This window comes from Pseudomonas sp. G5(2012), from assembly GCF_000408945.1.
Lineage (GTDB): Bacteria > Pseudomonadota > Gammaproteobacteria > Pseudomonadales > Pseudomonadaceae > Aquipseudomonas > Aquipseudomonas umsongensis.
Window position 1 is genome coordinate 31,912 of record NZ_APIO01000010.1, and the last position, 25,274, is coordinate 57,185.

At 61.6% G+C, this 25,274-nt stretch carries 18 protein-coding genes; 12 read left to right on the plus strand and 6 right to left on the minus strand.

Annotated features, from left to right (window positions below; translation table 11 throughout):
- Positions 1-46: 46 nt before the first annotated feature.
- Positions 47-2,446 carry a GGDEF domain-containing protein gene (locus PG5_RS04565; RefSeq protein ID WP_020795913.1) on the plus strand — a complete coding sequence of 800 codons (2,400 nt, stop codon included), beginning with the start codon at positions 47-49 and terminating at the stop codon, positions 2,444-2,446.
- A 127-nt stretch (positions 2,447-2,573) separates the two neighbouring features.
- On the opposite strand, the gene dacB is transcribed toward PG5_RS04565, so the two are convergent.
- The gene (gene dacB, locus PG5_RS04570; protein ID WP_020795914.1) at positions 2,574-4,034 is read right to left on the minus strand and encodes a D-alanyl-D-alanine carboxypeptidase/D-alanyl-D-alanine-endopeptidase; all 1,461 of its coding nucleotides are present in this window, start codon (positions 4,032-4,034) and stop codon (positions 2,574-2,576) included.
- Positions 4,035-4,266: 232 nt separating this feature from the next.
- Here dacB and PG5_RS04575 point away from each other — a divergent pair, with 232 nt between their 5' ends.
- A complete protein-coding gene (locus tag PG5_RS04575; RefSeq protein ID WP_008056407.1) occupies positions 4,267-4,611 on the plus strand; it encodes a YggL family protein in 345 nt (114 codons plus the stop codon).
- Between the two features lie 125 nt (positions 4,612-4,736).
- On the opposite strand, the gene PG5_RS04580 is transcribed toward PG5_RS04575, so the two are convergent.
- Positions 4,737-5,927 (minus strand): benzoate/H(+) symporter BenE family transporter, encoded by a 1,191-nt coding sequence (locus PG5_RS04580; protein ID WP_020795915.1) that lies wholly within the window; start codon positions 5,925-5,927, stop codon positions 4,737-4,739.
- Between the two features lie 223 nt (positions 5,928-6,150).
- Between PG5_RS04580 and PG5_RS04585 the strand changes: the two genes are divergently transcribed.
- On the plus strand, positions 6,151-6,915 hold the full coding sequence (locus PG5_RS04585) for a GntR family transcriptional regulator (RefSeq protein ID WP_020795916.1): 765 nt from the start codon (positions 6,151-6,153) through the stop codon (positions 6,913-6,915).
- Between the two features lie 150 nt (positions 6,916-7,065).
- On the opposite strand, the gene guaD is transcribed toward PG5_RS04585, so the two are convergent.
- The 4 genes from guaD to xdhA form a co-directional block, all read right to left on the minus strand.
- Positions 7,066-8,370 (minus strand): guanine deaminase, encoded by a 1,305-nt coding sequence (guaD, locus tag PG5_RS04590; RefSeq protein WP_020795917.1) that lies wholly within the window; start codon positions 8,368-8,370, stop codon positions 7,066-7,068.
- Positions 8,371-8,378: 8 nt separating this feature from the next.
- Entirely contained in the window at positions 8,379-9,236 is an 858-nt protein-coding gene (xdhC, locus tag PG5_RS04595; protein ID WP_020795918.1) for a xanthine dehydrogenase accessory protein XdhC, read from the minus strand.
- A 117-nt stretch (positions 9,237-9,353) separates the two neighbouring features.
- The gene (gene xdhB, locus PG5_RS04600; protein ID WP_020795919.1) at positions 9,354-11,753 is read right to left on the minus strand and encodes a xanthine dehydrogenase molybdopterin binding subunit; all 2,400 of its coding nucleotides are present in this window, start codon (positions 11,751-11,753) and stop codon (positions 9,354-9,356) included.
- Complete coding sequence (gene xdhA / locus PG5_RS04605) at positions 11,746-13,200, minus strand: xanthine dehydrogenase small subunit (protein WP_020795920.1); 1,455 nt, start codon at positions 13,198-13,200, stop codon at positions 11,746-11,748. The genes xdhB and xdhA overlap by 8 nt, the downstream gene beginning before the upstream one ends.
- Before the next feature lie 266 nt (positions 13,201-13,466).
- On the opposite strand from xdhA, the gene PG5_RS04610 reads away from it, so the two are divergent.
- The 9 genes from PG5_RS04610 (at position 13,467) to PG5_RS04650 (ending at position 25,270) form a co-directional block, all read left to right on the plus strand.
- Complete coding sequence (locus PG5_RS04610) at positions 13,467-14,126, plus strand: GntR family transcriptional regulator (protein WP_020795922.1); 660 nt, start codon at positions 13,467-13,469, stop codon at positions 14,124-14,126.
- Positions 14,127-14,128: 2 nt separating this feature from the next.
- Entirely contained in the window at positions 14,129-17,617 is a 3,489-nt protein-coding gene (smc, locus tag PG5_RS04615) for a chromosome segregation protein SMC (RefSeq protein WP_020795923.1), read from the plus strand.
- A 255-nt stretch (positions 17,618-17,872) separates the two neighbouring features.
- Positions 17,873-18,718: a cell division protein ZipA gene (zipA, locus tag PG5_RS04620; protein ID WP_020795924.1), complete on the plus strand. Its 846-nt coding sequence runs from the start codon at positions 17,873-17,875 to the stop codon at positions 18,716-18,718.
- A gap of 164 nt (positions 18,719-18,882) precedes the next feature.
- Positions 18,883-21,240, plus strand: a complete 2,358-nt coding sequence (gene ligA / locus PG5_RS04625) for an NAD-dependent DNA ligase LigA (RefSeq protein WP_020795925.1) — start codon at positions 18,883-18,885, stop codon at positions 21,238-21,240.
- A gap of 164 nt (positions 21,241-21,404) precedes the next feature.
- Positions 21,405-22,568, plus strand: a complete 1,164-nt coding sequence (locus tag PG5_RS04630; RefSeq protein ID WP_020795926.1) for a putative zinc-binding metallopeptidase — start codon at positions 21,405-21,407, stop codon at positions 22,566-22,568.
- 88 nt (positions 22,569-22,656) lie between these two features.
- Complete coding sequence (locus PG5_RS04635; RefSeq protein ID WP_020795927.1) at positions 22,657-22,965, plus strand: PepSY domain-containing protein; 309 nt, start codon at positions 22,657-22,659, stop codon at positions 22,963-22,965.
- Positions 22,965-23,288, plus strand: a complete 324-nt coding sequence (locus PG5_RS04640) for a PepSY domain-containing protein (RefSeq protein WP_020795928.1) — start codon at positions 22,965-22,967, stop codon at positions 23,286-23,288. The genes PG5_RS04635 and PG5_RS04640 overlap by 1 nt, the downstream gene beginning before the upstream one ends.
- Before the next feature lie 3 nt (positions 23,289-23,291).
- A complete protein-coding gene (locus PG5_RS04645) occupies positions 23,292-23,960 on the plus strand; it encodes a response regulator transcription factor (protein WP_020795929.1) in 669 nt (222 codons plus the stop codon).
- Entirely contained in the window at positions 23,957-25,270 is a 1,314-nt protein-coding gene (locus tag PG5_RS04650) for a sensor histidine kinase (protein WP_020795930.1), read from the plus strand. Before PG5_RS04645 ends, PG5_RS04650 begins: the two co-directional genes overlap by 4 nt.
- The last annotated feature ends 4 nt before the right edge of the window (positions 25,271-25,274 follow it).

The following is a 25,274-nucleotide window of genomic DNA, read 5'->3' on the forward strand; positions in this document are numbered from 1 at the left end:
TCACGGCCAATGGGCTTTCCCGCACATGGCGTTTTGAGTTGCGTCTATGTCGTTGTACGCCGTGCGCCCCAAGATCCTGGGTTTTATCAGCGAAGATGTCTCGGCCGGGCTGGTCGCGCTCATGGTCTTGCTCGTCGGCGCGATTCTCACGGCTTTGCTCGCCTGGTCGACGCTGAACCTGTTTCACAATCAATTACGTCAACGCTTCCAGTTACTGGCCAGCGAACGCTACAGCCGTATCGAAGAACGTTTCCAGGATCAGGAGCAGCGCCTCGATGGCCTGCGCCGCTTCTTTGCCAACTCCGATACGGTCTCGCACGCGGAATTCAACGGCTACACCCAACCCTTGTTACACCGGACCCAGGCGTATTCGTTCGCCGAGCGGGTCAGCCACGACCAGCGGGCGGCCTTTGAACGCCGGGCGCGCGAGGAGGGCCTGAGCGGGTTCACCCTGCGCGAACTCAATGCCGCCGGCCAACTGCAATTGGCCGGCGAGCGGGATGAGTACGTTGCGGTGCTGTATAGCCAGACGCAAAGCAAGCTCGGTGCGCCGCTGGGTTATGACTTGCTGGCTCAGCCCTTGCGTCGGGCCACCTTGGAGCGGGCCGACCAGCATCAGGGCATGGCCGTGTCGCAACCGATGCACCTGGTCAATATCGAGCCGGCTTATGCGCGAGGCGTACTGTTGGTTGCGCCGGTCATGCCGCACAGCAACAAAGGCGGCGCAACCGGCAAACCGTTCGGGTATGTCATGGCGGTGATCAGCATGCGCCAGTTGCTGGCGGACGGGTTGCCGGAGGCGGGTCGCGATTATCTCTCGGTGCGTATCCTCGACCTGTCCACCGATGAGCAGCACGAGGTGCTGTTTGAATCGCCCAATGCGCCAGCGCACAGTGACTTGTCCACGACGCGCTTGTTACGTCTCGCCGATCATGATTATCAGGTCGATATCCGGCCCAGCGAGGCTTTCCTCCAAGCCAACCACTCTTCAGTGACCACGCTGGTCGTGCTCGGTGGCTTGCTCAGTGTGTTGCTCAGCGCCTTGCTGTATGTACTGGTCAGTCAGCGGCAGCGGGCGCTGAAAATGGTCGAGCAAAGGACCGCGGAGCTGCGCGCCCGCGAACAGGAACTGCGCGGCACCCATGGCCAATTGCGCGGGGTGCTGGATGCCGCGACCCAGGTAGCCATCATCGCCACGGACCTGCGCGGGGTGATCAGCACCTTCAATGCCGGCGCCGAGCAGATGCTTGGTTATACCGCCGCCGACGTGGTCGGGCACATGACCCTGGAAAACCTGCACTTGCCCCGGGAGCTCGCGGCACGCTCGGCAGAATTGAGTGCGCGTTACGGCAAGCCGGTACCGGCCTGTCACGCGATGCTGGTCGAGGGCGGCGAGGAGGGTGGCCATGAGGCGCGGGAGTGGACGTTGGTACGCGGCGATGGCAGCCATCTGATTGTCAACATGCTGGCGACCCCGGTCCTCGACGAGCAGGGGTTGTGGGTCGGGCACCTGGCGATCTGCATCGACATCACTGAACGCAAGCGCGTGCACGAGGCCCTGGCCGCGCGGGACCTGTTGTTGAAGAAGCTCAGTGCCCATGTGCCCGGCGGGATCTACCAGTTCAAGATGGAGTTCGACGGGCGTTTCAGCGTGATCTACGCCAGCGACGGTATTCGCGAGATCTATGAGCTGGAGCCGGACGTGCTGTTGCTCAACGCCGAAGCGATTTTCACGCGGATTCATCCTCAGGACACCACCCGCGTGCGCGCCTCGATCCGCGCCTCGGCCAACAGCCTCAGCCACTGGCGCGAGGAGTACCGCGTGCAATTGCCCCAGCGCGGCCTGCGCTGGGTCCGTGGCGAGGCGACCCCGGAGGAACTGCCCGGCGGCGGCGTGCTCTGGCATGGCTACATTTCCGACATTACCGACACCAAGCGAGTGGAAGAGGAACTGCGGGCGCTGTCGGTCACCGATTCCCTGACCGGTATCCACAATCGTCGCTATTTCCAGGAACGGCTGACCACCGAGATGGCGCGGGTGGAGCGCGGTGGTGGCGAACTGTCGGTGATCATGCTCGACATCGACCACTTCAAGCGTATCAATGACCAGTACGGCCACGCCGTCGGCGATCGGGTGTTGCAGGCGGTGTGCGAGCGCATTGGTCATCGGCTGCGGCGCTCGGATGTGTTCTGCCGCCTGGGTGGCGAGGAGTTCATGGTCCTTTGCCCGGACATCGGTGGCGAGCAGGCCCATCTGTTGTCACTGGAGTTGTGGCAAAGCCTGCGCAGTGCGCCGATCGATGAAGTAGGCGTGGTCACCGCCAGTTTCGGCATTGCCAGCTGGCGACCCGGAGAAGGTGCGGATGCGCTGTTGTTACGGGCGGACTCGGGGGTGTATGTGGCGAAGCAGGAAGGCAGGGATCGGGTGCAGGGGGAGATGAACTGAGCCGGGGGTTGTACACCATCACTGTGGGAGCGAGCCTGCTCGCGAAGACGGCAGCACATTCAACATCGATGTGACTGATAAGCCGCTTTCGCGAGCAGGCTCGCTCCCACAGTTGATTGAGGTGGGGTTAGAGCACCGAAGCGGTCTGCGCCAGTTTCGGCTGGCGATACAGGTCCAGCAGCACCTGGTCGAGCACCGACGATGCGCCAAACGGTGCCTTGTCGTTGAGAATCGCTACCACCGCCCAGGTGTTGCCGTTGATGTCGCGGCTGAAGCCGGCGATCGCCCGCACGGTGTTCAAGGTGCCGGTCTTGACGTGGGCTTCACCGCGCATCGCGGTGGTCTTCAGGCGTTTGCGCATGGTGCCGTCGGTACCGGCAATCGGCATTGAGGCGATGTACTCGGCGGCATAAGGGCTGCGCCAGGCGGCCTGCAGCATCGACGCCATTTCCCGGGCACTGACACGTTCGGCACGAGACAGCCCGGAGCCGTTCTCCATCACCAGGTGCGGCGCGGTGATGCCTTTCTTCGCCAACCACTGGCGCACCACGCGCTGGGCGGCCTTGGCGTCGTCGGCGTCGGCGTCGGTGCGGTACTTCTGGCCCAGGCTCAGGAACAGCTGCTGGGCCATGGTGTTGTTACTGTATTTGTTTATGTCGCGGATGATTTCCGCCAGATCCGGCGAGAAGGCCCGGGCCAGTACCTTGGCGCCCTTGGGCGTTGCCGCCAGCACGTCCTTGCCCTGGATGCTGCCGCCCAGTTCTTTCCAGATCGCGCGCACGGCACCGGCCGTGTAGGTCGCGTGGTCCAGCAATGACAGGTAGGTTTGCGAGCTGCAGCCATCACCCAACTGGCCACCGACGGTCACGGTCACGCTGCCATCGGCCTGGGGCACCGGGTTGTAGCGCACGCCGCCGGTGCATTGCTTGGAATTGATCGCCTTGACCTGGTTTTCGATGCGGATGCTGGCAATCGGTGGTTCCACGGAGACCAGCACCCGGCCGCCATCGTTGCGCGCCACGAAACGCAGGGCCTTGAGGTTGACCAACAACGCATCGGGCTTGACCAGGAACGGCTTGTTCTCGTCGTTGCCGTCGTCGTTGAACTCGGGCAGTTGCGGTTGCACGAAGAAGTTCTTGTCCAGGACCAGGTCGCCGGTCACCTGGGTCACGCCGTTGGCGCGCAGGTCGCGCATCAGCAGCCAGAGTTTTTCCATGTTCAGCTTCGGATCACCGCCACCCTTGAGGTAGAGGTTGCCGTTGAGGATGCCGCCGCTCAGGGTGCCATCGGTATAGAACTCGGTTTTCCACTGGTGATTGGGGCCGAGCATTTCCAGGGCCGCGTAAGTGGTGACCAGCTTCATGGTCGACGCCGGGTTGACCGAGACGTCGGCGTTGAAAATGGTCGGGGTGCCGGGGCCGTTGAGCGGAATCATCACCAGCGACAGGGCGTTGTCCTGCAATTTGCTGGCCTTGAGGGCTTTTTCGACATTGGGCGACAGGCTGGTGTTGATCTGATCAGCGGAAACGGGGAGGGCCAGGGGGAAAAGCAGGCCGGCCAGGAGCAATGGACGCAACGATTTGATCATGTAAATAAAACCCTACAGCCGAGGGGGAAAAAGACGAGGGCATGAAGATAAATTCCCTCAGTAGTCATGAAAGTGTCGGCATTATGCCCCAAGGTGCTACAGCGTGTGCCGTGCGTGGGGCCTCCAATCGGCTATTTTTTACCGACGGTAGGCATCGCGGCCCAGAGAATCGGGCAATTGGCGGCTTAAACTGCTAAAGTGCGGCCCGTTATTACTTAAGAGGATTGTTCCAATGGCGACTAACCGTTCCCAGCGTCTGCGCAAAAAATTGTGCGTCGATGAATTTCAAGAGCTGGGTTTCGAACTGAACCTGGATTTCAAGGAAGATCTGTCCGAAGAAGCCATTGATGCCTTCCTCGAGGCCTTCCTTAAAGAAGCCATGGAAGCCAACGGTCTGGGCTATGTCGGCGGTGATGACTACGGTCTGGTTTGCCTGATCAAGCGTGGCTCGGTCAGCGCTGAACAGCGCGCTGCCGTTGAAGCCTGGCTCAAAGGCCGCACCGAGCTGACCAGTGTTGAAGTCAGCCCGCTGCTGGACGTCTGGTACCCGGAAAAGCCGATCAATCCGGTAGCTTGATGTTCTGAAAAAAACGGCGACCCTTGAGTCGCCGTTTTTTTTGGATCAAAAGATTGCAGCCTCGTTTCACTCGTCAGCTCCTACAGGGCCACGCGTTCAATGTAGCTGCCGAAGGCTGCGATCTTTCAGCTTTTACTCCAATTCAGAATCACCAGCGTCACCACCCCCGCCACAATTCCCCAGAACGCCGAACCGATGGAAAACAGCGTCAGCCCCGATGCCGTGACCATGAAGGTAATCAGCGCCGCTTCACGCTCCTTCGCCTCGCTCATGGCGATGCTCAAGCCATTGATGATCGAACCGAACAACGCCAGTGCGGCAATCGACAGCACCAGCTCCTTGGGCAAAGCGGCAAACAACGCTGCCAGCGTCGCGCCGAACACACCGGCGATGCCATAGAAAATCCCGCACCAGACCGCCGCCGTGTAGCGTTTGTTGCGATCCTCATGGGCATGTGGCCCGGTGCAGATCGCCGCGCTGATGGCAGCCAGGTTGATCCCGTGGGAACCGAATGGCGCCAGCAACAACGAGGCGATGCCGGTGGTGGTGATCAGCGGCGAGGCCGGCACGTTGTAACCGTCGGCGCGCAGTACGGCGATGCCCGGCATGTTTTGCGAAGTCATCGCGACCACGAACAACGGGATGCCGATACTGATGGTCGCGGCCAGGGAGAAATGCGGTGTGGTCCACACAGGCGTGGCCACTTCCAGGTGGAACGCGCTGAAGTCCAGAAGCCCCATGACCCCGGACAACGCCGTGCCGATCAGCAATGCGCCCAATACTGCATAACGCGGCGACAGGCGCTTGACCACCAGGTAGGTAAAGAACATGCCCAGCACCAGCGCGGTGCGATGCTGGGCCGCGACGAAAATCTCGCTGCCGATCTTGAGCAGGATCCCCGCCAGCAAAGCCGCCGCCAGGGACGCCGGAATCTTTTTCACCAGGCGCTCGAAACTGCCGGTCAGCCCGCAAATGGTCACCAGCACTGCGCAGGTGATATAGGCACCGATCGCTTCACCGTAGGTCACGCCCCCCAGGCTGGTGATCAGCAGAGCCGCGCCCGGGGTGGACCAGGCAATGGTGATGGGGGTGCGATAGCGCAACGACAGGCCGATCGAGCACACCGCCATGCCGATGGATATCGCCCAGATCCACGAGGAAATCTGCCCGCTGGTCAGCCCGGCCGCTTGCCCGGCCTGGAACATCAGCACCAGGGAACTGGTGTAGCCAGTCATCATGGCGATGAACCCGGCGACGATGGCCGACGGCGATGTGTCGGCCAGAGGGCGCAGTTGCGTGTGCGTGGCGTCTGTCATGACAGTGGTGTTCCTTGTTCAGGCTGCGAATTCTGCTTTAAAGCCTAAACTCAAACGTAATGGATCGTTGCGATACAGCGGAAGTGACAAACAGCCGTACAGTCGTGTTGGCACCAACCATTGTGTACAATCGCAGTGTTTTTTACGCGATACTTGCCAGCGACCCACTGTGCCGTATTACAGTCACCGTCAATTCGCCGCAGTTCTCCCGACTCGAGTGCCCATGAACGAACAGTTGCAACCCCTAAAGAAACAGCCGCGCGCAGGCAAAGCCGGCCGCAGCGGAACCCAGGACGATATTGTCTACGCGCATATCTTCGAGGCTATCCTCGAACAGCGCCTGGCGCCCGGCACCAAGTTGAGCGAAGAAGCGCTGGGGGAAATTTTCGGGGTCAGCCGCACCATCATTCGCCGCGCGCTGTCGCGCCTGGCCCATGAAGGCGTGGTATTGCTGCGTCCCAATCGCGGTGCTGTCGTTGCCAGCCCGAGTGTCGAAGAGGCGCGCCAGGTGTTCATGGCCCGGCGCCTGGTGGAACGTGCGATCACTGAACTGGCGGTTCAACACGCCACCGCCGAGCAAATTGCCGAATTGCGCCAGATGGTCAACGACGAGCGCGACAGTTTCTCCCGTGGCGATCGTGGTGCCGGCATCCGCCTGTCTGGCGAGTTCCACCTGAAGCTGGCCGAAGCGGCAAAAAACGCCCCGCTGATCAGCTTCCAGCGCAGCCTGGTGTCCCAGACTTCGCTGATCATCGCCCAGTACGAAAGCGGCAACCGTTCCCACTGCTCCTACGACGAACACACCCAACTGATCGACGCCATTGAAAAGCGCGACGCTGAACTGGCGGTGAACCTGATGATGCATCACATGGATCACATCGACAGCAAGCTCAATCTCGATGAAGAAAGTGCGTCAGATGATTTGCATGCGGTGTTCTCGCATTTGCTGCAGACCAAGAAGCCGGGGCGTTCGCCAGCCAAGCTTTGAAAGATCGCAGCCTCGTTTCACTCGACAGCTCCTACAGAGGAATGCATTCCATGTAGGAGCTGCCGAAGGCTGCGATCCTTTGATCTTTCTGGCAGCCAATAAAAATCCCCCGGACTGTAGAGTGCGGGGGATTTTTCATGCCCGAAAAACCTAGCGCTGATGCACCAGATTCCCCGCCGCATAAGTCTGCAACACCGTCCGGTCATCCCCCAGCGTCATCAACACAAACAACGTCTCGGCAATGTTATTGGCCTGCTGCAGGCGATAGCCCAGCAACGGCGTGGCGTTGTAGTCCAGCACCAGGAAGTCGGCGTCGGTGCCCGGCTGCAGATTGCCGATCTTGTCTTCAAGACGCAGCGCACGGGCGCCGCCGAGGGTGGCCAGGTACAGCGACTTGAACGGGCTCAGGCGCGCGCCTTGCAGCTGCATGACCTTGTAGGCCTCGTTCAGCGTTTGCAGCAGCGAGAAACTGGTGCCGCCGCCTACATCGGTGCCGATGCCGACGTTGAGTTTGTGCTTCTCGGCCATCGGCAGGTTGAACAGGCCGCTGCCGAGGAAGAAGTTCGAAGTCGGGCAGAAGGAGATGGCCGAACCGGTTTCTGCCAGTCGCGCGCATTCGTCATCGCACAGGTGCACACCGTGGGCGAAGACCGAGCGCTCGCCGAGCAACTGGTAGTGGTCGTAGACATCCAGGTAGCCTTTGCGCTCCGGGAACAGTTCCTTGACCCACTCGATTTCCTTGAGGTTTTCGCTGATGTGGGTCTGCATGTACAGATCCGGGTATTCGGTCAGCAACTGGCCGGCCAGGGTCAACTGTTCCGGGGTGCTGGTCGGGGCAAAGCGCGGGGTGACGGCATAGTGCAGGCGACCCTTGCCGTGCCAGCGCTCGATCAGCGCCTTGCTGTCCAAATAGCTGGATTCGGCGGTGTCGGTCAGGTAGTCCGGGGCGTTGCGGTCCATCATCACCTTGCCGGCGATCATGCGCAGGTCCAGTTGCTCGGCAGCTTCGAAGAACGAGTTCACCGATTGCGGATGCACGCTGCCGAACACCAGCGCGGTGGTGGTGCCGTTGCGCAGCAGTTCCTTGATGAAAATGTCCGCCACTTCGTCAGCGTGAGCCTTGTCGGCGAACTGGCTTTCACAAGGGAAGGTGTAGGTGTTGAGCCAGTCCAGCAGTTGCTCGCCGTAGGCGCCGACCATGCCGGTTTGCGGCAGGTGGATATGGGTGTCGATGAAGCCGGGGGTGATCAGTGCATCCTGGTAATGGGTGATCTCGATATCGGCCGGCAGCGTTGGCAGCAGTTCACTGGCGTGGCCAAGGGCGCTGATCTTGCCGTTTTCGATCACCAGCAAACCGTCCTCGAAATACTCATAGGAGGCTTCGATCCCGACTTCGGCGGGGTCGGCGATGCTGTGCAGGATGGCGGCGCGGTAGGCTTTGCGAGTCAGGGGCATGTCAGTTCTCAATTTGAGGCTTTCAAGTTGGTGGCCTGGCTGCGGCGTGAAACGGGCAGCAACTTGGCAATCGGTTCGGCGCGGGACGTTTGCTGGCCGAAACTGGCGTTATAAGTGGCGATGATCTCGCCGGCGATGGAGATGGCGATTTCCACAGGCAGCTTGCCTTTGACTTCGCCGATGCCCATCGGGCAGCGCATGCGTTGCACGACACTGCTGTCGAAGCCGCGGTCGCGCAGGCGGTGTTCGAACTTCACCCGTTTGGTTTTCGAGCCGATCAGGCCGAAGTAGGCGAAGTCGTTGCGCTTGAGAATGGCGGCGGTGAGTTCGAGGTCGAGCTGGTGGTTGTGGGTCATGACGATGCAGTAGCTGCCAGCGGGCAGGTCGTCGATTTCATCCACCGGTTCTTCGCTGACGATCTTGCGTACGCCGTGGGGAATCTGTTCCGGGAATTCGTCTTCCCGCGAGTCGATCCAGCGCACCCGGCAGGGCAGGCTGGCCAGCAGCGGCACCAGCGCGCGGCCGACGTGGCCGGCGCCAAACACGGCGATCTGCGCCTGGACCTGGCCCATCGGTTCGAACAGCAACACGGTCGCGCCGCCGCAGCACTGGCCCAGGCTGGCGCCGAGGCTGAAGCGCTCAAGATGCGTGTCCTGCTTGCCGCTGGCGAGCATTTCGCGGGCGATCTGCATGGCCTTGTATTCCAGGTGTCCGCCACCGATGGTGTCGAAGGCCTGGCGGGCGCTGACAACCATCTTCGAGCCAGCATTGCGCGGCGTCGAGCCGAGCTCTTCGATGATGGTCACCAACACGCAGGGTTCACCCTGGTTTTGCAGGTCGGCGAGGGCGTCGATCCAGTTGTACATGTTTCACCTCAACATCTCTGTTGTCTGTTCGGGCCTCTTCGCGAGCAGGCTCGCTCCCACATTTGGAATGCTTTCCCCTGTGGGAGCGAGCCTGCTCGCGAAGGCCGCGCCTCGGTCTTAGAGCGAAGCCAACTCGGCATCGGCCTCGACAGCCTTCGCCGCCTTCAACTGGCGCATCTGCTCACAGCCCCACAACACCCGCTCCGGCGTCGCCGGCGCGTCGATCTTCGGTTGATGCCGGTAGTCGCCCAGGCTCGCCACGGCGTCCTTGATCGCGCACCAGGCGGCGATGCCGAGCATGAACGGCGGTTCGCCCACGGCCTTGGAATGGAACACCGTGTCTTCCGGGTTCTTGCGGTTTTCCACCAGCTTCACCCGCAGGTCCAGCGGCATGTCCGCCACGGCCGGGATCTTGTAGCTGGCCGGGCCGTTGGTCATCAGCTTGCCCTTGTTGTTCCACACCAGCTCTTCCATGGTCAGCCAGCCCATGCCCTGGATGAAACCGCCTTCGACCTGGCCGATGTCGATGGCCGGGTTCAGCGAGGCACCGACGTCGTGGAGGATGTCGGTGCGCAGCATTTTGTACTCGCCCGTCAGGGTGTCGATGATCACCTCGCAGCAGGCTGCACCGAAGGCGTAGTAATAGAACGGACGCCCCCGGGCCTGGCTGCGGTCGTAGTAGATTTTCGGGGTCTTGTAGAACCCGGTACTCGACAGCGACACCTGGGCGAAGTACGCCTGCTGGATCAGTGCTTCGAAAGTCAGGATGTGATCGCGAACCCGCACGTGGCCGTTGTGGAACTCCACGTCTTCTTCACTGACCTTGTATTGCCGCGCGGCAAATTCCACCAGGCGTTTCTTGATGGTTTCAGCGGCATTCTGCGCAGCCTTGCCGTTCAGGTCGGCGCCGCTGGAGGCCGCGGTCGGCGAAGTGTTCGGTACTTTGTCAGTGTTGGTCGCGGTGATCTGCACGCGGTCCATTTCCACCTGGAACACCTCGGCCACCACTTGCGCGACTTTGGTGTTCAGGCCCTGGCCCATCTCGGTGCCGCCATGGTTCAGGTGGATGCTGCCGTCGGTGTAGACGTGTACCAGGGCGCCGGCCTGGTTGAGGAAGCTGGCGGTGAAGGAGATGCCGAATTTCACCGGGGTCAGCGCCAGGCCCTTTTTCAGGATCGGGCTGTTGGCGTTGTAGCGACGGATCGCTTCGCGGCGCTCGGCGTACTGGCTGCTTGCTTCCAGTTCGGCGGTCATTTCCTCGAGCATGTTGTGCTCGACGGTCTGGTAGTAATGGGTGACGTTGCGCTCGGTCTTGCCATAGTAGTTGGCCTTGCGCACCGCCAGCGGATCCAGCCCCAAGTGACGGGCGATGGCGTCCATCACTTCTTCGATGGCGACCATGCCTTGCGGGCCGCCGAACCCACGGTAGGCGGTGTTCGAGGCGGTGTTGGTCTTGCAGCGATGACCGTTAACGGTCGCGTCGCCCAGGTAATACGAGTTGTCCGAGTGGAACATCGCGCGGTCGACGATCGACGCCGACAGGTCTGGCGAACAGCCGCAGTTGCCGGCCAGTTCCAGGTTGATGCCGTGCAGGCGTCCGGTGCTGTCGAAGCCCACGTCGTATTCGACATAGAACGGGTGCCGCTTGCCGGTCATCAGCATGTCTTCGACACGGGGCAGGCGCATCTTTGTCGGCTGGCCGGTGAGGTGCGCGATCACTGCGCACAGGCAGGCCGGGCTGGCCGCCTGGGTTTCCTTGCCGCCAAAACCGCCACCCATGCGACGCATGTCGACCACGATCTTGTTCATCGAAACGTCCAGCACTTCGGCCACCAGTTTCTGCACTTCGGTGGGGTTCTGGGTCGAGCAGTAGACGATCATGCCGCCGTCTTCGGTGGGCATCACCGAGGAAATCTGGGTTTCCAGGTAGAAGTGTTCCTGCCCGCCGATGTGCAGCGTGCCCTGGATGCGATGTTCGGCAGTGGCCAGCGCCGTCGCCGAATCGCCGCGCTGGTGCGTGTGGCTGTCGAGCACGAAGTGGCGCTTGCGCAGGGCTTCGACCACGTCCAGTACCGGTTCCAGGTCTTCGTATTCGATGATCGCGGCCATCGCCGCCTTGCGTGCGGTTTCCAGGTCTTTGGCGGCAACGGCCACCACGGGTTGACCGACGAATTGCACGGTGTCGATCGCCAGCAGCGGATCGCCCGGCAGCAACGGGCCAATGTCCTTCAAGCCCGGTACGTCTTCGTGGGTAATGGCGATGCGCACACCCTCGAAGGCATAGCACGGCGAGGTGTCGATGCTGATGATCCGGGCGTGGGCACGGTCCGACATGCGGGCGTACACGTGCAACTGGTTCGGAAACTCCAGGCGATCATCGATGTACTGCGCTTCACCGGACACATGCTTGGCGGCGCTGTCGTGCTTGACGCTGCGGCCGACACCGGTGGTCAGGTCCTTGGCGAACAGTTCAGCCAGTTCGGCCTGGGTCTTCTCTACGGCGTGATGGTTAGACATAAGCGGTCACCCGAGTCTCGATGTGCGGCGTTTGCAGTTCGATGAAGTATTTGCGCAGCAGGTTTTGTGCGCTGAGCAGGCGGTATTCCTTGCTGGCGCGGAAGTCCGACAGCGGTGTGAAATCTTCGGCCAGGGCAGCGCAGGCGCGTTCAACGGTGGCGCTGTTGAAGGGCGAACCGATCAGCGCGGTTTCGCAACTGTTGGCGCGTTTCGGAATGGCCGCCATGCCACCGAAGGCCACACGGGCATCGGCGACCACACCGTTTTCCAGGCGCAGGTTGAATGCCGCGCACACGGCCGAAATGTCATCGTCCAGGCGCTTGGACACCTTGTAGGCGCGGAACAGCTGTTCGACGCTGGCGCGAGGCACGATGATCTTCTCGATGAACTCGCTTTCCTGGCGCGCCGTGACGCGGTAATCGATGAAGTAATCTTCCAGGGCCAGGGTGCGGCGGGTTTCGCCCTTGCACAGGACAATTTGCGCGCCCAAGGCAATCAGCAGGGGCGGCGAGTCGCCGATGGGCGAGGCGTTGCCGATGTTGCCGCCCAAAGTGCCCTGGTTGCGGATCTGCAGGGAGGCGAAGCGTTGCAGCAGTTCGCCGAAGTCCGGGTACTCGGCCTTCAGGGCCTCGTAGCAGTCGGAGAGGGCGGTGGCGGCGCCGATTTCCAGGCGGTCGTCGAAGCGTTCGATGCGCTTCATTTCGGCGACGTTGCCGACGTAGATCATCACCGGCAACGTGCGGTGGAACTGGGTCACTTCCAGCGCCAGGTCAGTGCCGCCGGCCAGCAGCCGGGCCTGTGGATAAGCGTCGTAGAGGTCGGCCAGGTCGGCCACGGTCAAAGGCACCAGGCAACGCTTGTCACCGCTGTTGAGTTCGCCGATATCGGTCGGCGCGATGGCTTTGAGCCGGGCAATGGTCTGGGCTTCGTTGGCATCGAACTGATCCGGCTTTTTAGCGCAGCAGGACTGCTCGGCGGCTTCCAGGATCGGCCGATAGCCGGTGCAGCGGCAGAGGTTGCCGGCCAGGGCTTCGTGGGCCTTGTGCTGATCCGGTGCATCGCTGTTCTTTTGCAGGGCAAACAACGACATCACGAAACCCGGGGTGCAGAACCCGCATTGCGAGCCGTGGCACTCGACCATGGCCTTCTGCACGCTGTGCAGTTCGCCCTTGTGCTTGAGGTCTTCGACGCTGATCAGTTGCTTGCCGTGCAAGGACGAAACGAACGTCAGGCACGAGTTGAGGCTGCGGTAGCGAATGTGTTCGCGGCCCGCATCATCGGTCTGCAATTCGCCGACCACCACGGTGCACGCGCCACAGTCACCACTGGCGCAGCCTTCTTTGGTGCCGGGTTTGCCCACATGGTCGCGCAGATAATTGAGCACGGTCAGGTTTGGGTCCAGGGCGTGCTCGCTACGGAGTTCCTGGTTGAGTAAAAACTGGATCACGGAAGGCCTCGCAGACTCATTATTGTTGTTAACCGCCATGAACCGAATTTAGCAGGTCTGACTTTTCGGTCAATGATTTTCTGACTTAAAGGTCAGGAAAATGCATTTTGTCGATTAACGTCGCTTTTCTTCATTATTGACCCTCGATCAACAGCCTGCTTTTTGCTTGAATCGTGCCAAAAACCACTGGGTGGGCCCTGCGCCATGACGTATCAATTGCGCTACACTGCGCCGCTTGTACAAATCGAAGAGTTTGAAGGACAACCATGACGTTCAAGGCGCCGGACAGCCTCGCCGAGCAAATCGCGCATCATCTCGCCGAACGCATCATTCGCGGCGAAATGAAGCCCGGGGAGCGCATCCAGGAACAGAAGGTCACGCAGGCACTCGACGTCAGTCGTGGCTCGGTCCGCGAGGCTTTGCTGATTCTCGAGCGCCGGCACCTGATCGCCATCCTGCCGCGACGTGGCGCCCACGTCACCGAACTCACCGCGCACAAGGTCAAGAGCCTTTGCACGCTGATGAGCGAGATGTACATCCTGCTCGCCAACGCCGTGGCCACTGGCTGGAAAGTCCAGGCCGACCTGGCGCCGTTCGTGCAGATCCAGCAGCGCCTGACGGCCAGCTACGAGCGCCAGGACATCCATGCCTTCGTCGACGACAGTTTCAACGTGATGCGTGCCACGTACTCGTTTGCCAACAATCCTTACCTGCAGGAAACCGTCGAGAATCTGCAGCCGGCCATGAGCCGTGCGTATTTTCTCGCCCTGGAGCAACGCAAGGCCTCGATGAGTGAGTATCTGGAGCTGTTCGAACGTCTGCTTGCTGCAGTGATCGCCCGTGATTTTCCACTGATCCGCGAAGTGCTGACCGCTTATGGCCAGCGCAGTTGCGATCTGGTGATCTCTGCCCTGACGGACGCATAAGCGTGCGGCTAAAGTGCATCAAGTTGGCGGGGTTCAAGTCCTTCGTCGACCCGACCACAGTGAACTTCCCCAGCAACATGGCGGCGGTGGTTGGGCCCAATGGTTGCGGCAAGTCGAACATCATCGACGCCGTGCGCTGGGTGATGGGCGAAAGTTCGGCGAAGAACCTGCGCGGCGAGTCGATGACCGACGTCATCTTCAACGGCTCCACCAGCCGCAAGCCGGTGAGCCAGGCGAGCATCGAACTGGTATTCGATAACGCCGATGGCACATTGCTCGGTGAATACGCCGCCTATGCGGAAATTTCCATTCGCCGCAAAGTCACCCGCGACAGCCAGACCACCTATTACCTCAACGGCACCAAATGCCGGCGCCGTGACATCACCGATATCTTCCTCGGTACTGGCCTGGGCCCGCGCAGCTACTCGATCATCGAACAGGGGATGATTTCCAAGCTGATCGAGTCCAAGCCTGAAGACCTGCGCAACTTCATTGAAGAGGCGGCGGGGATCTCCAAGTACAAGGAGCGTCGGCGCGAAACCGAAAACCGCATCCGCCGCACCCACGAAAACCTGGAGCGCCTGACCGACCTGCGCGAAGAGCTCGAACGTCAGCTCGAACGCTTGCACCGCCAGGCCGAAGCGGCCAAGAAGTACCAGGAATTCAAAGGCGAGGAGCGCCAGCTCAAGGCGCAACTGTCGGCCCTGCGCTGGCAGGACCTGAACGACCAGGTCGGCCAGCGCGAATCGATCATCGGCACCCAGGAAGTCAGTTTCGAAGCCCTGGTGGCCGAACAGCGCAACGCCGACGCCAGTATCGAACGCTTGCGCGACGGCCATCACGACCTCTCCGAGCGCTTCAATCTGGTGCAGGGGCGCTTCTATTCGGTCGGCGGCGACATCGCCCGGGTCGAGCAGAGCATCCAGCATGGGCAACAGCGCCTGCGCCAATTGCAGGACGACTTGAAGGAAGCCGAGCGCGCGCGCCTGGAGACTGAGTCGCACTTGGGCCACGACCGCACACTGTTGCTGACCCTCGGCGAAGAACTGGACATGCTTACGCCGGAGCAGGAAGTCACCAGCGCCGCCGCCGAAGAGGCTGCCGCTGCGCTGGAGGAATCCGAAACCACCATGCACGGCTGGCAGGAGCAGTGGGACACGTTCAACCTCAGTGCCGCCGAGCCACGGCGCCAGTCGGAAGTCCAGCAATCACGGATCCAGCAGCTGGAAACCAGCCTGGAGCGCCTGGCCGAACGGCACCGGCGCCTGGGTGAAGAGCGCGCGTTGTTGTCGGCGGACCCGGAAGACGCGGCGATCATGGCGCTCAACGAGCAGCTCGCTGAATCCGAGGCGACCCTCGAAGATTTGCAGACCAGTGAAGAAGCTCAGGTTGAAAAGCTCGAGCAACTGCGCCAGCAATTGCAGCAGGCACTGTCGGCGCAGCAACAGGCCCAGGGCGATCTGCAGCGCCTCAACGGTCGCCTGGCTTCGCTTGAAGCCTTGCAGCAAGCCGCACTAGACCCGGGCACCGGCACCGCGCAATGGCTGAGCGAGCAGAATTTGGCGGACCGCCCGCGCCTGGCCGAAGGCCTGAAAGTCGAAGCCGGTTGGGAGCTGGCGGTGGAAACCGTACTGGGCGCCGACCTGCAAGCGGTGCTGGTGGATGACTTCAACGATTTCGATTTGTCCGGGTTTACTCAAGGCGATCTGCGCTTGCTCAGCCCCGCGACCGACGGCGCGCGCGTGCCCGGCAGCCTGCTCGATAAAGTCGAGGCGCAGATCGATCTGTCGCCGTGGCTGGGGCAGGTCAAACCCGTCGAAAGCCTCGAACAAGCGCTGGGGTTGCGTGGGCAGCTGGCAGCGGGCCAGAGCCTGATCAGCCGCGACGGATATTGGATCGGTCGGCACTTTTTGCGCGTGCGCCGCGCCAGTGAAGCGGAAAGCGGGATGCTCGCCCGTGGTCAGGAAATCCAGAAACTGGGCCTTGAACGCGAAGAACGTGAAGCGGCCGTCGAAGCCTTGGAAACAGAATTGCAAAACCTGCGGGCGCAACAGCGCCAGCAGGAAAACGGCCGCGAACATTTGCGCCGCCTGCTGCAGGACGAAGCGCGCCAGCAAGGTGAACTCAAGGCTCAGCTGTCGGCCGGCAAGGCCAAGGCCGAGCAGTTGAACCTGCGGCGCACGCGCCTCGATGAAGAGCTCCAGGAGTTGGCGGAACAGCGAGCCCTGGAACATGAACAGATCGGTGAAGCGCGCCTGCACTTGCAGGAGGCCCTCGACGCCATGGCCCTGGATACCGAGCAGCGCGAGCTGCTGCTGGCCCAGCGTGACAGCTTGCGCGAACGGCTTGACCGGGTGCGCCAGGAAGCCCGCCAGCACAAGGATCACGCCCATCAACTGGCCGTACGCCTGGGCTCGCTGCGGGCCCAGCATGACTCGACGCGCCAGGCCCTGGAGCGCCTGGAAATGCAGGCCGAGCGCCTGACGGAAAAACGCGAGCAACTGAGCCTCAACCTCGAAGAGGGCGAGGCGCCGCTGGAAGAGCTGCGCCTCAAGCTCGAAGAACTGCTCGACAAGCGCATGACCGTCGACGAAGAGCTCAAGACCGCGCAGATCGCCCTGGAAGACGCCGACCGTGAACTGCGTGACGCTGAAAAGCGCCGCAACCAGGCCGAACAACAGTCCCAGCTGATTCGCGGCCAGCTTGAAAACCAGCGCATGGAATGGCAAGCCCTGACCGTGCGGCGCAAGGCATTGCAGGACCAGTTGCTTGAAGACGGCTACGACCTGCACGGCGTGCTGGCCACGCTGACCGCCGAGGCCAGCGAGAAAGCCGCCGAGGAAGAACTAGAGCGCATTGCCGCGCGAATCCAGCGCCTGGGCGCGATCAACCTCGCGGCCATCGATGAATATCAGCAACAATCGGAGCGTAAACGTTATCTGGACGCCCAGAACGACGATCTGGTCGAGGCGCTCGATACGCTCGAGAACGTGATTCGCAAGATCGACAAGGAAACCCGAAACCGTTTCAAAGATACCTTTGATCAGATCAATGGCGGTTTACAGGCACTTTTCCCAAAAGTTTTCGGTGGAGGGCGCGCGTATTTGGAACTGACGGGCGAAGATCTACTCGATACAGGGGTGACGATCATGGCGCAGCCGCCCGGAAAGAAGAACAGCACCATCCATTTGCTATCAGGTGGCGAAAAGGCCCTGACGGCATTGGCCCTGGTTTTTGCGATCTTCAAGCTGAACCCGGCGCCGTTCTGCATGCTCGATGAAGTGGACGCGCCATTGGATGACGCTAACGTTGGACGCTACGCACGACTGGTCAAGGAGATGTCGCAGACGGTGCAGTTCATCTATATCACCCACAACAAAATCGCCATGGAAATGGCTGAACAACTGATGGGGGTGACGATGCACGAACCGGGTTGCTCGCGTCTGGTGGCGGTGGATGTCGAGGAGGCCATGGCGATGGTGGACGCCTGAAACATGGCTTTCAGGTCGGATTTTTTAGCGGTGGGACCTAATTAGCCATGCCGACTTGCTGGCCAATCGACATAATCGCGGGGCCAACGTGCCAGACGGTGTAAAGTTGCCTTTGGTCGTGCTAGTTTAATGTCAATTTTTCGTATACGTGGGCAAAACGCCTGTCAGAACATAGAGTTGGCGCCACGTTTTAAAGCGGTTTACAGAATGTAAGCCCCTTATTTTTCAGCATTTTTTATAGAGGCACGGGATTACATGGAAATCGGTCTGCGCGAGTGGCTGATCGTCATCGGCATTATTGTCATTGCCGGTATTCTTTTCGATGGCTGGCGCCGTATGCGCGGCGGCAAGGGAAAGCTGAAATTCCGTCTTGACCGGAGCCTGTCCAACTTGCCCGACGAGGACACCAGCCCCGAGGTGTTGGGCCCGTCTCGCGTCCTGGATACGCACAAGGAACCGCAACTGGACGAGCACGACCTGCCGTCAGTGAGCATGCCTGCCCGCGATTCGGGCTCCAAGCGCGGCAAGCGTGGCCATGGCGAGCCTTCCCAGGGTGACATGAACCTCAGCCTGGACCTGGACGGCGGCCCTAGCTTCAGTAGCCGTGACGACGATTTCCCGGATGACACCAAGGCATCGCCTGCGGTCAGCGAAAAAGAGCAGCCGCAAGCAGAAGAAGTGCTGGTCATCAGCGTAATCTGCCGCGACCCGGCCGGCTTCAAGGGCCCGGCGCTGCTGCAGAACATTCTCGAAAGCGGCCTGCGTTTCGGCGAAATGGACATCTTCCACCGTCACGAAAGCATGGCGGGCAATGGCGAAGTGCTGTTCTCCATGGCCAACGCGGTCAAGCCTGGCGTCTTCGACCTGGACGACATCGACCACTTCAGCACCCCGGCGGTGAGCTTCTTCCTCGGCTTGCCAGGCCCGCGTCATCCGAAGCAGGCCTTCGACGTGATGGTGGCTGCAGCACGTAAACTGTCACAAGAGTTGAACGGCGAGCTGAAGGACGACCAACGCAGCGTATTGACCGCCCAGACGATTGAGCACTACCGTCAGCGCATCGTTGAATTCGAGCGTCGCGCACTGACCCAGAAGCGCTAATTTGCAACGTGTGGATGTCGACCTCCACACCCCTGTAGGAGCCGGCTTGCTGGCGATGGCGCACCTGAGATCGCCATCGCCAGCAAATCGGCTCCTACAATGAATCAACGCCGCATCGAAATTGAGCAGCCTCGGCTGCTCTTTTGCTTTATGAGAGACCACCCATGACTGCCGCCCAAGACCGCATTCTAGAGCTACGTGCCGAGCTGGATCAGCACAACTATCGTTATCACGTGCTGGACGAGCCGAGCATCCCGGACGCCGAGTACGACCGGTTGTTCAACGAGCTCAAGGCCCTCGAAGCGACCCATCCCGAGCTGGTCACCAGCGACTCGCCAACCCAGCGGGTCGGTAGCGCGGCGCTGTCGGCGTTCACCCAGGTACGCCACGAAGTGCCGATGCTCAGCCTGGGCAACGCCTTCGAAGAAACCGACATGCGCGAGTTCGACCGTCGGGTGACCGAGGGCCTGGACCTGCCGGCCGGTGATCTGTTCGGCGCTGGCGCGGCGGTTGAATACAGCTGCGAACCCAAGCTCGATGGCCTGGCGGTCAGCCTGCTCTATCAGGACGGCATGCTGGTGCGCGGGGCCACCCGCGGCGACGGTACCACCGGCGAAGACATCAGCGTCAACGTGCGCACCGTGCGCAACATCCCGCTCAAGCTGCACGGCACTGGCTGGCCGGCGACCCTGGAAGTGCGCGGCGAAGTGTTCATGTCCAAGGCCGGTTTCGAGCGGCTCAATGCCACGCAACTGGAAGTCGGCGGCAAGACCTTCGCCAACCCACGCAACGCCGCGGCCGGCAGCTTGCGCCAGCTGGATTCGAAGATCACCGCCAACCGTCCGCTGGAGTTTTGCTGCTACGGCATCGGCCAGGTGTCTGCGGACATCGCCGACACGCACATCGGCAACCTGCAGCAACTCAAGGCCTGGGGCATGCCGATCAGCCATGAGCTGAAGCTGGCGAACGGCATCGATGAGTGCCTGGATTACTACCGCGACATCGGCGAGCGCCGCAATGCGTTGCCCTATGAAATCGACGGTGTGGTGTTCAAGGTCAACAGCATCGCGTCCCAGCGCGAACTGGGCTTCCGTGCCCGAGAACCGCGCTGGGCCATCGCCCATAAATTCCCGGCCATGGAAGAACTCACCGAGCTGCTCGACGTGGAATTCCAGGTCGGCCGCACCGGCGCGGTGACGCCGGTGGCGCGCCTCAGGCCGGTCAAGGTTGCCGGTGTCACCGTGGCCAACGCGACGCTGCACAACATGGACGAAGTGGCGCGCCTGGGCCTGATGATCGGTGACACGGTGATCATTCGCCGCGCCGGCGACGTGATTCCGCAAGTGGTGCAAGTGGTCACCGAGCGTCGCCCGGAAGACGCCCGGCCGGTGCAGATCCCGCAGCAGTGCCCGGTGTGCGGCTCCCATGTCGAGCGCACGCAACTGGTCAAGCGCAGCAAGGGTCGCGAGACGGTCAGCGAAGGCGCGGTGTACCGCTGCGTCGGGCGCCTGGCCTGTGGTGCACAACTCAAGCAGGCGATCATTCACTTCGTCTCCCGCCGCGCCATGGACATCGAAGGCTTGGGCGACAAGAGCGTCGAACAGCTGGTCGATGAAGGGCTGGTGAGTTCGCCGGCTGACCTGTACGCCCTGAAGTTCGAAGACATCGTCGACCTGGAAGGCTTTGCCGAGCTGTCGAGTAACAAGCTGCTCAGTGCTATTGCCGACAGCAAGAAACCGGGTCTGGCACGCTTCATCTACGCCCTGGGAATTCCCGATGTCGGCGAAGAGACGGCCAAGGTGCTGGCACGTTCCCTGGGTTCGCTGGAGCGGGTGCAAAAAGCCTTGCCACAAGTGCTGACCTACCTGCCGGACGTCGGCCTGGAAGTGGCCCACGAAATTCACAGCTTCTTCGAAGATGCGCACAACCAGCAGGTCATTACCGAACTGCTCAACCACGGTTTGCAGATTCAGGACCAGGGCGAGCTGGGCGCCGAGTTTGCCGCCAGCACCACGTTGGGCGGTTTCCTCGACAAGCTGCACATCCCTTCGGTGGGGCCGGGCGGGGCGCAGAAACTGGCTGACAAGTTCGGTTCGCTGCAAGCGGTGATCAGCGCCGACTGGTTGGACATGCGCCAGGCATTGCCCGAGAAGCAGGCCACTTCGGTTCGCGAATTTTTCGCCATCGAGGCCAATCGCCAACTGGCCGAAGCCGCCGAGAAGCAACTGGCGGATTTCGGCATGCACTGGCACAGCGAGAAGAAAGTCGTCGAAGGCCTGCCCCTGGCCGGCCAGACCTGGGTGCTCACAGGCTCGCTGGAACTGATGAGCCGCGATGTGGCCAAGGACAAACTCGAAAGCCTCGGTGCCAAAGTCGCAGGCTCCGTATCAGCCAAGACCCATTGCGTGGTCGCGGGGCCGGGAGCGGGGTCGAAGTTGACCAAGGCCAATGAGCTGGGGTTGAAGGTGCTGGATGAAGAGGCGTTCGTCGAGTTCCTGAAAAAACACGGTATTGCGGTCTAAGTGATCGTTCCCACGCTCTGCGTGGGAATGCAGCCCGGGACGCTCCGCGTCCCATTCGAGAGCTGGAACGCGGAGCGTCCCTTGAGGCATTCCCACGCAGAGCATGGGAACGATCTTCACCCAGGAATGATCTAGTCTTGGCAAGCCCCAGGGAGAGATCGCTCATGCACCGCTTCTTCGAACAGCTCACGTCGCGTATCGCGGCCCCCTTCATCGGCGAAAGCTCGCGCAACAGCAAGATCTGGCCCTGTCGATGCGGGCAGTCGCTGTTCTTTCGCAACAGCCAGTGCCTGGCCTGTTCTGCAGCCTTGGGTTATCAGCCAGAGCAAAGCCGCCTGTCTTCGCTGCAACCAGGCGAACAGCACGACACCTGGCTGCTCGATGCCGATCCCTCTGCCGGCCTGTTTCGTCGCTGCGCCAATCTCGATTCGCCCGCCGCCTGCAACTGGTTGCTCCCCGCCAATGACCACGACTCACTGTGCATCGCCTGTAGCCTGAACCGTACCATCCCCGACTTATCCATTGCCGAAAACCACGAGCGCTGGCGCAAGATGGAAATCGCCAAGCGCCGACTGGTTGCGCAATTGGTCAGCCTCGGGTTGCAGGTGGTCCCGAAAACCCTGGATGATGAAGTCGGCCTGGCCTTCGACTTCATCGGCGTCGACCTCGAAGGCAATGCACCCACCACCGGCCACGCCAATGGCCTGATCACCCTCGATATCAAGGAAGCCGACGACGCCCACCGCGAACAGGTGCGGGTGCAAATGCACGAACCCTATCGCACCTTGCTCGGGCATTTTCGTCATGAAGTCGGGCATTACTATTGGGACCGCTTGATTGCTGATAGTGACTGGCTGGATCCCTTTCGCGACCTGTTCGGCGACGAACGCGCCAGCTACGCCGAGGCCCTGGAGCGGCATTATCAGCAAGGCGCGCCGCTCGACTGGCAGCAGCAGTACGTCAGCGCCTACGCCACCATGCACCCCTGGGAAGACTGGGCCGAAACCTGGGCTCACTACCTGCACATGATGGACGCCGTCGACACCGCGCTCGGGTTTGGCATGAGCGCACGGGAAATGGACCTCGACTATCAGCCCTTTCCCCCCAGCACCCTCTACGATCCGCAGCACCCCGGCGGTACCGCGTTCCTCTCATTCGTCAATGCGTGGATCGAACTGGCCGGCATGCTCAATGAATTGTCGCGCAGCATGGGCCAGCCGGATTTCTACCCCTTCGTGCTGCCGCCCGCGGTGATCGCCAAGCTGCACTTCATCCACCTGGTGATCCAGCGCGCGGGCGGCAGGGCGGATGAAGTACTGGCACAATAGTTGTGCATGATGGCAATTCAGTTTCAGTTAAGTTCGTTTCGCTAAGGTGAGCCCCGTAGGCAACACATAAAAGATACGGAGACACCCCATGAAATCCTTCACTGCCCTGTTCGTCACATCCCTCATCGCCATGTCCGCCAGCCTCGCCCATGCACGTGACCTCGGGCCCGACGAAGCCCTGAGACTGCGAGACGCTGGTACCATTGTGTCTTTCGAGAAGCTCAACGCCACCGCGCTGGCCAAGCACCCAGGCTCCACGGTCACGGAAACCGAACTGGAAGAAGAGTACGGCAAGTACATCTACCAGATTGAACTGCGCGATCCGCAGGGCCTCGAGTGGGACCTGGAGCTGGACGCGGTCAGCGGGCAGATTCTCAAGGATCATCAGGACACGTAATGACGCTGCAATCCTTTTCACTTCGACGCGCCAGCGCCCGCCTGGCGCTGGCGCTGCTGGTTTTTTGCTCGGTGGTGGCGGCCCGCGACCTCGACCAGGACGAGGCCCTGCGCCTGCGCCAACAAGGTGTGATCCTGCCGCTCGAACAACTGTTGCAGCAGGCACTGGATCGTTATCCGGGCGCCAAGCTGCTGGAAGCCGAGCTCGAAGAAAAGCACGACGTCTACATTTATGAAGTCGAATTGCTGACCAGCGAAGGCGTGGTCCGCGAACTGGACATCGACGCCACCACCGGCCGTTTACTCAAAGACAAGGAAGATTGACCGATGCGTTTGCTCCTGGTGGAAGACCACGTGCCGCTGGCCGACGAACTGCTGGCCGGCCTCAATCGCCAAGGGTATGCCGTGGACTGGCTGGCCGACGGTCGCGACGCGGTGCACCAGGGCAGCACCGAACCCTACGACCTGATCATCCTCGACCTCGGCCTGCCGGGGCTGCCCGGGCTTGAGGTGTTGACGCAGTGGCGTGCCGGTGGCTTGGCGACGCCGGTGCTGATCCTCACCGCCCGCGGTTCCTGGGCCGAGCGCATCGAAGGCCTCAAGGCCGGCGCCGACGACTACCTGACCAAGCCTTTCCACCCCGAAGAACTGCACTTGCGCATTCAGGCGCTGTTGCGCCGCTCCCATGGCCAGGTCAATCAACCGACCCTGAAGGCGGGCGGGCTGCACCTGGACGAGGGGCGCCAGTGCGTGACCCGCGATGGCGCCGACATCCAGCTCACGGCCGCCGAGTTTCGCCTGTTGCGCTACTTCATGTTGCACCCGGAACAGATCCTCTCCAAAAGCCACCTGGCCGAACACCTCTACGACGGTGAAACCGAGCGCGACTCGAACGTGCTGGAAGTCCACGTCAATCACCTGCGCCGCAAACTCGGGCGCAGCGTGATCGAAACCCGTCGTGGCCAAGGTTACCTGCTGGGTGGACAAGCCCGGTGAGGTCGATCCAGCGCCGCTTGAGCCTGGGCCTGATCAGCGTGATGGTGATCGTCGGCCTGGTGTTGGCGCAAACCAGCCTGTGGCTGTTCGAAGTGGGATTGCAGCGCTACCTCGAAGCCGGGTTGCGCAACGACAGCGAAAACCTGTTGATAGCGCTGGTGCGCGGTCCCCAGGGCTTGCAACTGGATGAGCGACTATTGTCGCCGGCTTATCAGCGGCCGTTTTCTGGCCATTATTTCCGCATCGATTTCGCCGACAGCCATTGGCGTTCTCGTTCATTGTGGGACCAGGAACTGCCACGCCTCGAGCACCCGGGCCTGGAGAGCAACCTGCAACTGGGCCCGGAAGGCCAGCAGTTGCTGGTGCTGCGTTCCGACTATCGGCGCCTGGGCCAGTCGATTTCCATCAGCGTGGCCCAGGACTACACCCCGGTGCGCGAAAGCTTCCAGCGCATGCAGCAGATTGGCCTCGGCCTGGGACTGGCGGGCCTGCTGCTGATCCTGCTGCTGCAGCGGATCACCGTGCGACGCGCCTTGCGCCCGCTGGAAAAAGCCCGGGAACAGATCGCGCAACTGCAACAGGGCCAACGCTCGCAACTCGACGATCAGGTGCCGATTGAACTGGAACCGCTGGTGACCCAGATCAACCATTTGCTGGCCCACACCGAAGATAGCCTCAAGCGCTCGCGCAATGCCCTGGGCAACCTCGGCCACGCCCTGAAAACCCCGTTGGCGGTGTTGTTGAGCCTGGCTTCCAGCGAGCAACTCGACGCGCACCCGCAACTGCGCCAGGTCTTCAAGGATCAGCTGGAACAGGTCCGCCTGCGACTCAATCGCGAACTCAACCGCGCCCGCTTGAGCGGCGACGCCTTGCCGGGGGCCTTGTTCGATTGCGATGCCGAACTGCCGGGATTGCTCGCCACCTTGAACATGATCCACGGCGAACACCTGCACCTCAGCTATGTCGCGCCCACCGGCCTGCAACTGCCCTGGGACCGCGAAGACCTGCTGGAACTGCTCGGCAACCTGCTGGACAACGCCTGCAAATGGGCAGACGCCGAAGTGCGCCTGAGCGTGATCGAAACCGCGCAAGCCTACGAGTTAAATGTGGAAGACGACGGCCCGGGGATCCCCCAGGACCAGCGCGACCAGGTGTTCAGCCGCGGCACGCGCCTGGATGAACAGACCGACGGGCATGGCCTGGGCCTGGGTATTGTGCGCGACATCGTCGAAACCTGGGGCGGGGAGTTGCTGCTGCACGAAAGCGAGTGGGGCGGCTTGAAAGTGACCATCGAGCTGCCCAAGCGCTGAAACA

Excerpts from the sequence above, each read along its gene's own strand:
- PG5_RS04565 (WP_020795913.1), top strand. The coding sequence starts at position 47 with ATGTCGTTGTACGCCGTGCGCCCCAAGATCCTGGGTTTTATCAGCGAA.
- dacB (WP_020795914.1), bottom strand. The coding sequence starts at position 4,034 with ATGATCAAATCGTTGCGTCCATTGCTCCTGGCCGGCCTGCTTTTCCCC.
- PG5_RS04575 (WP_008056407.1), top strand. The coding sequence starts at position 4,267 with ATGGCGACTAACCGTTCCCAGCGTCTGCGCAAAAAATTGTGCGTCGAT.
- PG5_RS04580 (WP_020795915.1), bottom strand. The coding sequence starts at position 5,927 with ATGACAGACGCCACGCACACGCAACTGCGCCCTCTGGCCGACACATCG.
- PG5_RS04585 (WP_020795916.1), top strand. The coding sequence starts at position 6,151 with ATGAACGAACAGTTGCAACCCCTAAAGAAACAGCCGCGCGCAGGCAAA.
- guaD (WP_020795917.1), bottom strand. The coding sequence starts at position 8,370 with ATGCCCCTGACTCGCAAAGCCTACCGCGCCGCCATCCTGCACAGCATC.
- xdhC (WP_020795918.1), bottom strand. The coding sequence starts at position 9,236 with ATGTACAACTGGATCGACGCCCTCGCCGACCTGCAAAACCAGGGTGAA.
- xdhB (WP_020795919.1), bottom strand. The coding sequence starts at position 11,753 with ATGTCTAACCATCACGCCGTAGAGAAGACCCAGGCCGAACTGGCTGAA.
- PG5_RS04610 (WP_020795922.1), top strand. The coding sequence starts at position 13,467 with ATGACGTTCAAGGCGCCGGACAGCCTCGCCGAGCAAATCGCGCATCAT.
- zipA (WP_020795924.1), top strand. The coding sequence starts at position 17,873 with ATGGAAATCGGTCTGCGCGAGTGGCTGATCGTCATCGGCATTATTGTC.
- ligA (WP_020795925.1), top strand. The coding sequence starts at position 18,883 with ATGACTGCCGCCCAAGACCGCATTCTAGAGCTACGTGCCGAGCTGGAT.
- PG5_RS04630 (WP_020795926.1), top strand. The coding sequence starts at position 21,405 with ATGCACCGCTTCTTCGAACAGCTCACGTCGCGTATCGCGGCCCCCTTC.
- PG5_RS04635 (WP_020795927.1), top strand. The coding sequence starts at position 22,657 with ATGAAATCCTTCACTGCCCTGTTCGTCACATCCCTCATCGCCATGTCC.
- PG5_RS04640 (WP_020795928.1), top strand. The coding sequence starts at position 22,965 with ATGACGCTGCAATCCTTTTCACTTCGACGCGCCAGCGCCCGCCTGGCG.
- PG5_RS04645 (WP_020795929.1), top strand. The coding sequence starts at position 23,292 with ATGCGTTTGCTCCTGGTGGAAGACCACGTGCCGCTGGCCGACGAACTG.